At 65.2% G+C, this 12,601-nt stretch carries 12 protein-coding genes; 9 read left to right on the top strand and 3 right to left on the bottom strand.

Features of this window, described 5'->3' with window-relative positions; genetic code table 11:
* Positions 1-60 precede the first annotated feature (60 nt).
* Entirely contained in the window at positions 61-699 is a 639-nt protein-coding gene (gene serB / locus C449_RS16085; protein ID WP_006079105.1) for a phosphoserine phosphatase SerB, read from the top strand.
* A gap of 3 nt (positions 700-702) precedes the next feature.
* Here the strand turns inward: serB and metX are convergent, their stop codons facing one another.
* Positions 703-1,953, bottom strand: a complete 1,251-nt coding sequence (gene metX / locus C449_RS16080) for a homoserine O-acetyltransferase MetX (RefSeq protein ID WP_006079104.1) — start codon at positions 1,951-1,953, stop codon at positions 703-705.
* Positions 1,950-3,233, bottom strand: coding sequence for an O-acetylhomoserine aminocarboxypropyltransferase/cysteine synthase family protein (locus C449_RS16075; RefSeq protein WP_006079103.1), 1,284 nt, complete (start codon positions 3,231-3,233; stop codon positions 1,950-1,952). The genes metX and C449_RS16075 overlap by 4 nt, the downstream gene beginning before the upstream one ends.
* A 158-nt stretch (positions 3,234-3,391) precedes the next feature.
* Between C449_RS16075 and C449_RS16070 the strand changes: the two genes are divergently transcribed.
* A complete protein-coding gene (locus tag C449_RS16070; protein WP_006079102.1) occupies positions 3,392-3,868 on the top strand; it encodes a hypothetical protein in 477 nt (158 codons plus the stop codon).
* Between the two features lie 44 nt (positions 3,869-3,912).
* On the opposite strand, the gene C449_RS16065 is transcribed toward C449_RS16070, so the two are convergent.
* On the bottom strand, positions 3,913-5,085 hold the full coding sequence (locus C449_RS16065) for a pyridoxal-phosphate-dependent aminotransferase family protein (protein ID WP_006079101.1): 1,173 nt from the start codon (positions 5,083-5,085) through the stop codon (positions 3,913-3,915).
* A 153-nt stretch (positions 5,086-5,238) separates the two neighbouring features.
* Between C449_RS16065 and ligA the strand changes: the two genes are divergently transcribed.
* From ligA to C449_RS18170, 7 genes are all read left to right on the top strand, one after another.
* On the top strand, positions 5,239-7,380 hold the full coding sequence (gene ligA, locus C449_RS16060; protein ID WP_006079100.1) for an NAD-dependent DNA ligase LigA: 2,142 nt from the start codon (positions 5,239-5,241) through the stop codon (positions 7,378-7,380).
* Positions 7,381-7,873: 493 nt separating this feature from the next.
* Positions 7,874-8,314 carry a hypothetical protein gene (locus C449_RS16055; RefSeq protein WP_006079099.1) on the top strand — a complete coding sequence of 147 codons (441 nt, stop codon included), beginning with the start codon at positions 7,874-7,876 and terminating at the stop codon, positions 8,312-8,314.
* A 163-nt stretch (positions 8,315-8,477) separates the two neighbouring features.
* Complete coding sequence (locus tag C449_RS16050; protein ID WP_006079098.1) at positions 8,478-9,677, top strand: helix-turn-helix transcriptional regulator; 1,200 nt, start codon at positions 8,478-8,480, stop codon at positions 9,675-9,677.
* Between the two features lie 27 nt (positions 9,678-9,704).
* Positions 9,705-11,441: an excinuclease ABC subunit C gene (locus C449_RS16045; protein ID WP_006079097.1), complete on the top strand. Its 1,737-nt coding sequence runs from the start codon at positions 9,705-9,707 to the stop codon at positions 11,439-11,441.
* 148 nt (positions 11,442-11,589) lie between these two features.
* Positions 11,590-12,036: a hypothetical protein gene (locus tag C449_RS16040; protein WP_006079096.1), complete on the top strand. Its 447-nt coding sequence runs from the start codon at positions 11,590-11,592 to the stop codon at positions 12,034-12,036.
* Positions 12,037-12,054: 18 nt separating this feature from the next.
* Positions 12,055-12,330, top strand: a complete 276-nt coding sequence (locus C449_RS16035) for a hypothetical protein (RefSeq protein WP_049914380.1) — start codon at positions 12,055-12,057, stop codon at positions 12,328-12,330.
* A gap of 26 nt (positions 12,331-12,356) precedes the next feature.
* A complete protein-coding gene (locus tag C449_RS18170) occupies positions 12,357-12,518 on the top strand; it encodes a hypothetical protein (RefSeq protein WP_161606469.1) in 162 nt (53 codons plus the stop codon).
* Positions 12,519-12,601: the final 83 nt, after the last annotated feature.

The raw sequence follows: 12,601 nt of genomic DNA, 5'->3' as shown, positions 1-12,601 counted from the left end.
ACCGGCTCGGCGATCGCCGGATTCGGATACATTGAAACCGCGCGCGCCGAAGGCTCAGTCATGACACTCGTCGCGTTCGACTTCGACGGTACGCTTTCGGACTCGGAGATGACGGTCCTGCTCGGCGCACAGCGTGGGGTGGCCGACGAAATGGCGGCGATCACCGAGCGGGCAATGAACGACGAGATCGGCTACGCGGAGAGCCTCCGCGAGCGGGTCGGCCTGCTCGACGGCCTCTCGGCAGACGCAGTCGAGTCAGCCTTCGAGCATGTCGAGCTGCGACCAGGGACCGGCGACGTCATCCGCGCATTGAACGATGCTGGCGTGGTTACGGCGATTATTACTGGGGGGTTCGGCAGGGGGGTCGAGAGCGCGCTCGCGCGGAACGATCTCCCGGTCGACACCATCGTCGCCAACCAGCTCGTCTTCGACGACGAGGGCGACCTCACCGGCGAGGTCGAGGGCCCGCTGATCGAGGGGACGAAAGACGACGCGCTCCGGGCGGTCGCCAACAACGCCGGTCTCACGCTCGAGGACACGATAGCGGTCGGCGACGGCGCGAACGACCTCCCGATGCTCGAGGTCGCGGGGTTCGCGGTGGGGTACGAGCCGAAACCTGCAGTCGAGCCACACTGTGACGAAATCGTGACGTCGATGGACACGCTGCAAACCCTCCTCGAAGAACAGGGAGTTCTCTGAGCGTCAGTCGCCGAACAGGCTGGCGTGGACCGGTGCGAACGCGGTCTCGCGGTCGGTACCGGTGCGCGCGTCGGTCACCGCTCGGCCGGCGACGCCGTCGGCGAGGAAATCGGCGATCGGTGGGCCGACGTTCTCGGGTTCGACGAGGAAGGCGTCGTGGCCGTGGTCGGAGTCGATCACGTGGTGGGCAGTCTCGACGCCCGCAGTCCGGAACGCGTCGGCGAGGGCTGCGGCCTGATCCGTGGTGAAATGCCAGTCGCCGGTGAAGGAGAGACAGAGCACTTCGCCGTCGAACCCCGCGAGCGCGTCGGCGTCGGATCCGTGGCCCGCCGCGAGGTCGTAGTCGTCCATCGCACGCGTGAGGTACAGGTAGCTGTTGGCGTCGAAGCGATCGACGAACGCGTCGGCGTTGTAATCGAGGTACGATTCGACATCACGGTAGGGAAAGAAGCCAGCGGCGGGATCGGCAGGGAACGTATCGCGCACGGCGTCCCGGCCCGCAGCGCGCCGGCCGAACTTGTTCGCCATCGACTCTTTCGAGAGGTACATCACGTGGCCGAGCTGGCGCGCGAGCGCGAGGCCGTCGTCGGGGTTGGGGCCACCGTAGTAGTCGCCGCCGTTCCAATCGGGGTCGGTCGTGATCGCCCGGCGGGCGATCCCGTCGATGGCGACACACTGGGAGTCGAGCCGCGCGGCGGTCGCTACGGGGATCGCGCGCTCGACCCGATCGGGGTAGCGCTTCACCCATTCGAGGACGTTCATCCCGCCCACGGAGCCGCCGACGACGGCGTGGAGCGAGGAGACGCCGAGGTCGTCGAGCAGCCGGCGCTGGGCGCGGGTCCAGTCGGTCACCGTAACCGGCGGGAAGTCGGCCCCGTAGGGCTCGTCGGTTGCGGGATCGATCGAGGCGGGACCCGTCGATCCGTAACACGAACCGGGGACGTTGACACAGACCACGAAGTACTCCGTGGTGTCGATCGCCTTGCCTGGCCCCACGATCGCGTCCCACCACGCGCGGGCCTGGCCCGCCGCGTCACCGTGTTGGCCACCGTCGCCGGATCGAGGGCTCGACTCGCTTCCTCGTGGGCCGCTGGCGACGTGGGCGCTGCCGGTGAGCGCGTGACAGACCAAGACCGCGTTGTCGCCGGTGAACTCGCCGTAGGTCTCGTAGGCGAGTTCCAGCTCCGAAATCGATTCGCCGCACTCGAACTCGAACGCGCCGATCGATCGGGTGTCGCGCGTCGCGCGGGTCATGCGATCGCCTCGTCGAGGTCGGCAACGATGTCCGCCTCGTCCTCGATGCCCACGGAGAGCCGGACGAGATCGGGCGTCACACCCGAGGCGCGCTGCTGTTCGGCCGAGAGCTGGGCGTGGGTCGTGCTCGCGGGATGGATCACCAGCGTCTTCGCGTCGCCGACGTTCGCGAGGAAGCTCGCGAGGTCGGTGTCCTCACAGAGGCGCTTGCCGGCCTCGTAGCCTCCCTCCAGTCCGAACGCGATCATTCCGCCGAACCTACCGTCGAGATACTCGCTGGCGGCGTCGTGGGTCTCGTGATCGTCGAGACCGGGGTAGGCGACCCACGAGACTTCGTCGTGGTCGGCGAGGAACTCGGCGACGCCGTGGGCGTTCGCGGAGTGGCGTTCCATTCGGAGATCGAGAGTTTCGAGCCCTTGGAGGGTGACCCATGCGTCGAACGGCGACTGCTGATCGCCGAGGCTCCGGATCGCGCGCTGGCGGGCAGCCGCAGTGAACGCACGGTCGCCGAACTCCTCGGCGAAGTTCAGACCGTGAAAGGCGGGGTTGTCACCGCCGATCTCGGGATACTTCTCGGGGTACTCGGCCCACGGGAACGATCCGGCGTCGATCAGCGCGCCACCCACGGTGGTTCCTGAGCCGTGAATCCACTTCGTGGTCGACTCCCAGACGAGGTCCGCACCGTGTTCGAGTGGGCGACACAGCGCGGGCGTGGCGAAGGTGTTGTCGACGAAGAGTGGAACGCCGTGATCGTGGGCGACGGCGGCGACGGCTTCGAGGTCGGGTGTCACCAAGGAGGGGTTGCCGATGGTCTCGCAGTGGACGTAGGCGGTGTTTTCGTCGATCGCTTCGTCGTACGCTGCGGGATCGAGCGTGTCGACGAACCGCGCCTCGATCCCGCGGCGCGCAGCGGTATGAGTGAGGTAGGCGTGGGTGCCGCCGTAGATCGAGGCGGCACTTACCACGTTGTCACCAGCCTCGCAGAGCAGGAAGGTTGCGGCATCGAGCGCGGCCATCCCCGACGCGGTACAGAGCGCGCCCACACCGCCTTCGAGGTCGGCAAGGCGGCGTTCGAGCGTGGCCACAGTCGGATTCGAGATCCGGGAGTAGATGTCGCCCTCTGCTTCGAGGGCGTAGAGATCGGCGGCGCGGTCGGCGTCGTCGAAGGTGTAGGAGGTGGTCTGGTACAGCGGGGGCGCGCGCGATCCTGTCGCCGGATCCGACTCCTGTCCGGCATGGATACACCGTGTCCCGAAGCCTCGCTGCTCGTCGTCGGTCATGTATGTGGTGCATATATCTGCTCGTATCTATAACCACGAGTTACGGCAAGTGTCGCCGGTCCCCGTCCTGTGGGGCCGCTGGTCGGCTGTTCGTAGCGGCCTTGCCCCTGCCAACCACAACCCTATTCGGCGAGAGTCCCGCAGAGAAGACGATCAGTATGTCCGACGACACACCCGAGGAAGCGATCGAGCGGGGCCTCGCGGCGTATTTCGCGAGCGACGTGCTCGAAGACATCATGGAGGCGCTCGATATCGACGCGCTCGCCGAGGGGGCAGCGCTCGACGACGCCGTCGAGTACGAGCAACTCGGCCGAACGCTCGGCAAACTCATCGGTCGTGCGGCCGCAAAGGGCGTGAACAACAACGGACTGCTCGGTCGGATCGTGACCGAGACCGCCGGCACCGAGGTCGGCGGACGGGCGGGCGAGGCGGCCGCGGTGGCGCTGGTCGAACACGGCGACGCCAACGCGGCCATCGAGCGGGCTCGGGGGCTGATGGCTGCCGGCGACGTCGACGAACTCGCCGACGAGATCGGCGCGATGGTCGAGGACGCTGGCACCGATGGAGCCGACGCAGGGCCGCCGGCGGACGCCGACTGGACCGAGATCGAGGTCGAAGAGCGCTCCGAGGAGTAATCGACGATCGTCGGGCCGCCCATCGACCGCCCGGTAGCCGGCAATCAGTCGAGCTGTGCGCGGGCGTCGTCGAGCCCCGCGTCGAGATCGACATCGACGCCGACGTCGGTAAACGCCTCGCCCACGGTTCGAATTCCGCGAAGCACCTGTTCGTCCGCGAGGTGGCCCATATTGCTCACTCGGAATATCTCGCCGCCGAGGTGGGCCTGGCCACCGCTGATCGAAACGTTGCGCTCGTCGACCGCGGCGAAGAACTCCTCGGGATTCTCGCGAACCGATGCGGGCAGCGAGATGGCCGTCACGGTGTTCGAGTGGGTGCTCGCGTCGCCGAGCGTGGGGAACCCGTCGAGTCCCATCCCGTCGAATCCCGATCGGAAAGCGGCCGCCTGCCGACGGTGACGGTCGATTCGGGCTTCCATTCCCTCCGACTCGATCTCCTCGACCGCCACCGCGAGCGCCCGAAAGAGCGGGACGGCGCTCGTGAAGGGGGTCTGGTTATCGTCGGCCTTCCGGAGATGCCAGTCGAGGTCGGCGTAGAACGGTGCGCGCTCGCCGTCGAGATGCTCGACCACACGGTCGGTCACGTACATCGCGCTGACGCCGGGCGGTGCGGCGAGCGCCTTCTGTGAGTCGGTGATCGCGATGTCGACGTTCCAGTCGTCGATCCGGAAGACGTCCCCGCCGATCGAGGTCACGCCGTCGACGACGAACCGGGTGTCGTGGGCGGCGGCGATCTCGCCCACCTCGGGAACGGGGTTCAGTATTCCAGTACTGGTTTCGTTGTGGACCATCGTCACGAGATCGGTGTCGTCGGTGACGGCCTCGGCGACATCGTCGGGATCGAGCGAGTCGCCCCACTCGACCTCGACCCGGGTTACCGATGCGTATCGTGCGGCGATCCGTGCGAAGCGCCGGCCGAACTTGCCGTTGACGAGCGCGACCACTTTGTCGCCCTCGCCGACGAGGTTGGCGACGGCGGCCTCCATCCCCATCGTCGCCGTGCCGTTGAGAACGAGACTGGTCCCGCCGGCACTGGTCGACTGCTCCTGTGGCGTCGAGTGTTCGAAGACGTAATCGAGCCCGTTCTGGGCGCGCTCGTACACCGCCTCGAAGTCGGCCGAGCGGTGTGAAACCATCGGCGCGTCCATTGCCTCGCGGACTGCGCTCGTCACGGGCACCGGCCCGGGATTGAGCAGCAGGAACTCGTCGTCGGTCATACCCGAGTGTCCGTCTCGGCTCACATAAACCTCGCCGGTATCACGCTATCTTGCCATCGGCGGCCGACAGCACAAGACTCGAACGCGACGCCGGAACGCGTCGACTACGACGAGGCGAACGGCCTAAGCGGAACGCGGGAATAACCAGCGACGATGGCAGCCGCCGACGAGATCGACGGGAATCCCTACGCCCACGACCCCGAAACGGCGTTCGCGCCGGTCGAGGAGCTGAGCGAGGAGACGGCGCGTGACCAGGCCGAACAGCTCCGCGCGGCGCTCCGATATCACGACCACCGCTACTACGTCGCAAACGATCCCGTCATCGGCGATCGGACGTACGATACACTGTTCTCCCGGCTCGAAGCCCTCGAAGCCGCCTTCGACCTCCCGACCGAGAACAGCCCCACACGACGGGTCGGCGGCGAACCGCTCGACGAACTCGATACCGTCGAACACGTCGCGCCGATGCTCTCGATCGACTCCAGTGGCGATCCCGACGAAGTCCGGGAGTTCGACGCACGAGTTCGGCGCGAACTCGCCCGCAGCGGTGGGGGCCAGCGCTCGCTCGCGGATTTCGACAGCGAAGGCGACGGTGAAGACGATCCCGCCGACGTTGCAGTCGAGTACGTCTGCGAGCCGAAGTTCGACGGGCTCTCGATCGAAGTGATCTACGAGAACGGCGTTTACGAGCGCGCCGCAACGCGGGGCGATGGGTACGAAGGTGACGACGTGACCGCGAACGTCCGCACGATCGGGTCAGTTCCACAGCGCCTTCGAGGCGACCACCCCGACTACCTGGCCGTACGCGGCGAGATTTACATGCCGCGCGAGGCCTTCACCGCCCACAACCGCGAGCGAGTCGAGCGCGGCGACGATCCGTTCGCCAATCCCCGAAACGCCGCCGCCGGGACGCTCCGCCAGCTCGACCCGAAGATCACGGCCGAACGCCCGCTCGCGTGTTTCTTTTTCGGGGTTCTCGACGCGAGCTACGCGTTCGAGACACACGCGGAACAGTACGCGAAACTCCCCGAGTGGGGACTCCGCGTCACCGAACGGGTTGCAGTCGTCGACGGGATCGAAGATGCCATCGAGTACCGCGATCGACTGGGGGAGGATCGCGAGGACCTCGATTACGAGATCGACGGGGCCGTGGTCTCGGTCAACGATCTCGCGGCCTGTGAACGCCTCGGAACGACATCACGCGCGCCGCGGTGGGCCTACGCCTACAAATTCCCCGCTCGGACCGAAGTCACGCGGGTCGCCGACATCACGGTGCAGATCGGCCGTACGGGACGGGCAACGCCGGTCGCACTGCTCGAACCAGTCGAAGTCGGCGGGGTCGAAGTCTCGCGCGCAACCCTCCACAACCCGGGTGAGGTCGAGGAGCTCGGCGTGAACGTCGGCGACGAGGTGCGGCTCAAGCGTGCTGGCGACGTCATCCCCTACGTCTCGGAAGTCGTCGAGGACGGCGGCGAAGGCATCTTCGCGTTCCCGGATCGCTGTCCGGTCTGTGACAGTCCGATCGAGCGCGACGGGCCGCTCGCGTTCTGTACCGGCGGTGTGTCCTGTCCCACCCAGCTCCAGCGCGCAGTCGAGCACTACGCCAGCCGCGAGGGCCTCGATATCGAGGGGCTCGGCGAGGAGCGCGTCGAACAGCTCATCGACGCCGGGCTGGTCGAGTCACTTCCGGATCTCTACGACCTGCGAGTGGCCGATCTCGGTCAGCTCGACGGCTGGGGCGAGACGAGTGCCGCAAACCTCCGTGACGAACTCGACGCCTCGACCGACCCGCCGCTCCCGGACTTTCTCACGGCGCTCGGGGTGCCGGAAGTGGGTGCGGCGACGGCGTCGAACCTCGCACGCGAGTTCGGCGACGTCGATACCCTACTGGCTGCGGACGAGGACGCTCTCCGCGAGGTCCCCGACGTCGGGCCGCGAGTCGCGAGCGAAATCAGGGAGTTCTTCGACAACGAACGGAACCGAGAGACGATCGAGGGGCTTCGCGAGCGCGGCGTCGAACCACAGCCCGTCGAAGCCGACGCGAGCGACGAACTCGACGGGCTGACGTTCGTGTTTACCGGGGGACTCTCGGCCATGACCCGGGAAGAAGCAACTGATCGCGTCGAACGTCACGGCGCGCGAAGTACGGGCAGCGTCTCGTCCAATACGGATTATCTCGTGGTCGGCGACGACCCCGGTCAGCGAAAACGCGACGACGCCGCCGCCGAGGACGTCCCCGAACTCACCGAAGCCGAGTTCGAGACGTTCCTCGCCGAGCAGGGTGTCGAACGCTGACACTGCCCATTGTTCGGGTAGTCCGGGCGAATTGGCTCGGTTTCAGTCCTGTAACTCGCTATTACTGTCAGTGAATATACCGTTTCACTGCTGAAACAGTCCAATGGCACGGGGCTGATAGACGTTGATGGCGGCGAGCGATCGTCGATCATCTGGTGGGGCGGTAGACGACAGCAGTTCCAACGGGACGAAGTCGTAGAGGCCCAGATAGCGACGACGCCCGCTGTTACGATTCGTGTGGCCGTTTTACCGGCGACGATGGACGGGATGTCGCACAAACCGCGACGTGACGTTTGGGATCAGTACGAAGCACGTCGTCAGAGCGAGCGACCAACAGCCGCTTGGGCGAATCAACGTGAAAAGAACACTGCGGTGTGTATTTTCGTATTTTTCATGGTCGAAAATAGGCAACAACCCGTAACGGTACGGAACAGTGCGCAACGGCTGGGGTGATTTATGCCTTCCCCGTGTCTCCGTGTCGAGTGCCGAAACCATGACAAGCAAATTCGACGCGCTCGGGACACGTCTCCCGTCGAAGCGCGTTCTGGCGGTCGGACTCGTCGCTACAATGCTGCTGTTCGCCGGCTGTATGGGCGGCGGCGGTGGCGACAACGGCACGAACGGAAGCAACGCGACGGACGCGGCTGCGGACGAAGAGACCACCGCGGCGATGGAAGAGGAAACCACCGCGATGGAAGAGGAGACCGAAATGGAAGAGACGACCGAGATGGAGGGGACTGAAATGGAGGAAACCACCGAGATGGAGGGGACCGAAATGGAAGGAACCACCGAGATGATGGGCAATGAGACGGAGACCGAGATGATGGGTAACGAAACCGAGATGGCCGGTAACATGTCGGGCAACATGACGACCGAGATGGACGGTAACATGTCGGGTAACATGTCCGGCAACATGACGACGACCGAGGCCTGATCGGCCGACGTTCGTTCACCCACTCGGATATTCCCACACGCGCCGCCGTGGCGCACGAATTTTTTAGGCACGACTCGCCAGCGTCTCGCTTCGCGATCCGGTAGCAGGAGCGCATCGCGGACGCAAAGAGTAATACCGACCGCGTGACGACAACGGACGAGGAATGAGCGATCGCGCACGCGTGATGGCGGGTGTGCTCTGCCTGGTGGTGCTCGTCGGCACCGGCCTCCCGGTCGGTGGACAATCGGTGTCCGCCGGCGGGATCGGTGACGTGAGCGTGACCGGCAGCGGCGTCGTCACCGGTTCGGTCGCCGGCAACGACTCAAACTACGTCTGGCAGGACGAACCCATCGACGTGAGCGCGACCTTCCAAGACTCCCCCGAGTTCACGAACTATCGTGTCTGTCTCGGCTACGAGCGGGCGGACGCACCACCGCAGGAGCTCGTCGACTGCGACCGCAAGCCGCTCTCGCCAGGGACCAACGGCACGAGCGAGTTCACCAACGTCACGTGGCCGTCGAACGTTACCGGCGAGCAAGAACTGGTGGTCGAACTCCAGGGCCTCTCGAATCAGTACAACGCGACGCTGCTCGATCGGAAGACGGTCCCGGTGACGGTCATCACCCGAACGGGCGACGCCGACGCCGACGGGCTGTCGAACCAGCAGGAAGTCGAGCAGGGGTACAACCTCTCGAACCCCGATATGGACAGCGACGGCCTGAACGACGGTCCGGAGGTGAATCGGTACGGTACGAACCCGCAAGACCCCGATACCGACGGTGATGGGGTCCGTGACGGCGAGGAGCTGGAAGTCGGGAGCGACCCCTCAGCCGCCGACACCGACGGCGACTGGCTCTCCGATGGCACCGAGCTGAATCTCCTTCGCACCAACCCGACGAGCGGGCTGACACCGGTTTGGCTCGTGGGGCTGGTCGTCCTCGTCGGCGGAACGATCGTCTTCGGCGGCACGCGCTTTCGGCGGTGGTGGCGCGACCGTGATGGAAGCGGAGCCACCGAAACCGGGGGGCCATCGGACCCCGACGACGGAGACGGCGTGGCTGCCGACGAATCGGAAGCGAAGCCGGAACCGTCTCCCGAGCCAGCGCCTGAGCCGCTGACCGACGAGGATCGGGTACAGACACTGCTCCGAGAACATGGCGGACGGATGAAGCAGACACGGATCGTCGAGGAAACCGACTGGTCGAAAGCGAAGGTCAGCCGGCTACTCTCCTCGATGAACGACGAAGGGACTGTCGAGAAGCTCTCGATCGGTCGCGAAAACATCGTCAGCCTCGACGGCCACGGGCCGGAAGCCGCGCGGTCCCCACACGAAGAACCCGCAGAGGAGAACGCGTCAGACTGAAGCGCGTCACGACCCTTCGTCCACACGATGGACGGGGCGAGCGTCCGCGAGCGTGCAAACGATCTCCCGCGCGAGCCGGGCGTCTACCAGTTCCGTGACGATGACGCGACGCTCTATGTAGGGAAGGCGGTCGACCTTCGCGATCGGGTGCGATCGTACGCCGACCCGCGTTCGCGCCGGATCGAACGGATGGTCGAGCGGAGCGTCGAGATCGAGCCGGCGGTGACCGAAACCGAGACACAGGCGCTCCTTCTGGAGGCGAACCTGATCAAACGCCACCAGCCGCGGTACAACGTCCGGCTGAAGGACGACAAGTCCTACCCCCTCGTGCAGCTCACCGACCACGAGTTCCCTCGAATCGAGATCACCCGGGACCCGGATCCCGGCGCGACGGCGTTCGGTCCCTACACCGAACGTGGCCGGGTCGAAACGGTCGTGAAGGCGCTCCGGGAGACCTACGGGGTTCGTGGCTGTTCGGATCACAAGTTCGCGGGACGGGATCGACCGTGTCTCGACCACGACATCGGCCTCTGCACCGCGCCGTGTACCGGTGAGATCAGTAGGGACGGATACGTCGCGGACGTCGAATCGGTCGAAGGGTTCTTGGAGGGAAGTACGGGAGTCCTCGCCGATCCGCTCCGCCGAGAGATGGACCGCGCCACGGAGGAGCAGAACTTCGAGCGGGCCGCGAACTGTCGGGACAAGCTCGAAGTCGTCGAATCGTTTCACGACGGTGGCGGTGCAGCAGTGGCGTCGGCGGCCGACGAGCGGTGGATCGACGTACTCGGCGCAGTGATCGAGGGCGATCGCGCGACCGTCGCGCGCCTCCACAGCGAGGATGGCCAGCTCGTCGAGCGCGACCGCCACACGCTCTCGGTGCCGGACGACGACACCGACGGGATCGGTGGCGTGCTCGCGGCCTTCATCGTCCAGTACTACGCCGAGCGGTCGCTGCCCGACGCGCTTCTCCTGCCCGAACGGTTCAGCGACGACGAACTCGACGCGTGGCTTGACAGTGAGGCAGTCGCGGTACGCGTGCCGGGTGCGGGGCGCGAAGCCACCCTCGTGGAACTCGCGCTCAAGAACGCCCGTCGCGGACGGGGCCGGGCGGACGGCACCGCCGCACTCGCCGACGCGCTCGATCTGGAGAGTGCGAGCCGGATCGAGGGGTTCGACGTGAGCCACGCCCAGGGCCGGGCTGCGGTGGGGAGCGACGTCACTTTTCTCGACGGCGATCCCGAAAAGACCGACTACCGACGGAAGAAACTCGACGACGAGAACGACGACTACGCCAACATGCGCGCGCTCGTCGCGTGGCGCGCCCGGCGGGCGGTCGAGGGCCGGGACGAACGCCCGGAGCCCGACTTACTTCTCATCGACGGCGGTGAGGGCCAGCTGAACGCCGCACGCGACGCGCTCGCCACGGTTGGCTGGGACGTGCCGGCGATCGGGCTGGCGAAGGCCGAAGAGCGGGTCGTCACCGCCGATGGGTCGTTCGAGTGGCCCGACGACGCACCCGAACGGCACCTGCTCCAGCGGGTGCGCGACGAGGCTCACCGGTTCGCGGTCCAGTATCATCAAACCGTCCGCGACGAGGTCTCGACCGTGCTCGACGACGTGCCGGGGATCGGTCCGCAGACCAGGCGGCGGCTGCTCCGGCGATTCGGCAGCGTCGACGGCGTTCGTGCAGCCTCCACCGAGGAACTGCAGACGGTCACCGGTGTCGGGGAAGAGACCGCGACGACGCTCCGTGCGAGACTCTGAGAACGTCGGAAAACGCCGGAAATCCCGGCGCTGACGGACAAACGGGGCGACAGCAGGCCGAAAGTAGCACACGATGTCTGTGACCGGTGCAAACCGACGATAATTACCGACACCGAACAGTTATCACTCGAAGAGTGCAATAGCCGACATGAATCGAGTTCGTGCGTGGCTTCTCGCGGTCGTCGGCGGGATCGCCGTCGGGGCCGGGACGTTCGCGTGGCTCGTCAGCGATCCGTCACTCGCCATCGCGCTCGGGGTCGTCTACGTCGTCGGAACGCGACTCGCTATCGAATTTGCCGCTACTCTCCCTGGAGGTACGGGGAGACTCGACTGGCAACAAACTCGCTGGCAGGTGGCTTTCATCGCAGTCATGGTGCACGTTGCAACGTTCAGCGCGAATACGGTGCTCTTCGATTCGTTCGGAACGAATGTGGCGCTCAATCTGCTCGTGTTCAATGTCGGTTCGACGGGGCTGTTCTTCGGGATCGCAATAGCGCGCGAGCAGGCCGCTGCGGGCGGATTGTTTGACGAAACGAAACCCGCAGGCGAAAGCGAGCACGGCGATCTGGCTGACATGAATACCGAAGGAGCGTGAGCCACTCACAGGCATCTCATGGCATTCGACTACGAACCAATCGAGTACGAGGAGCTATCAGGCACACAGAAAGAGAATTATAACTATCAGAAAATTTGTGCCGTCCTCGCAGACTACGGATTTTCAACGATTCGACTGACTGACGACTGGAAGGGCGCTGACTTCATCGCTCAGCGGGCGCGGACAGCGATGTTTTCCTCAGAATTTAGCTCAAGGGACGGCTCACCTTTGCAAAGAAGTACGAGGAAAAAGATCTCCACATCGCTTTTCCGGAGAGAGGGGATTGGTACTTGATTCCACACGACGAACTACTGTCAGAGATGAGCGAGAGACTCGACATTATCAAGGGCACGAATTCGTGGAAGCAAGAGGGAGGGTACAGTATCGGAAACCTCTCAGACAAACAGATGGATATCGTCAAGCCGTACCGAATTACACCAGTTATTGGGGGAACAGGTGCTGAAGTAGTGGATGAAGAATAACGGTACTCATGGAGAAAACCGGCTCCAAAGAAAGTGAGCAAATGACCGACTGTGTTTCGCTTGTTATGAGTGAATAAAATGCG

It is taken from the genome of Halococcus saccharolyticus DSM 5350, assembly GCF_000336915.1.
In the GTDB taxonomy this organism is placed as follows: Archaea; Halobacteriota; Halobacteria; order Halobacteriales; family Halococcaceae; genus Halococcus; species Halococcus saccharolyticus.
This window is presented reverse-complemented; position numbering and strand designations above follow the sequence as displayed.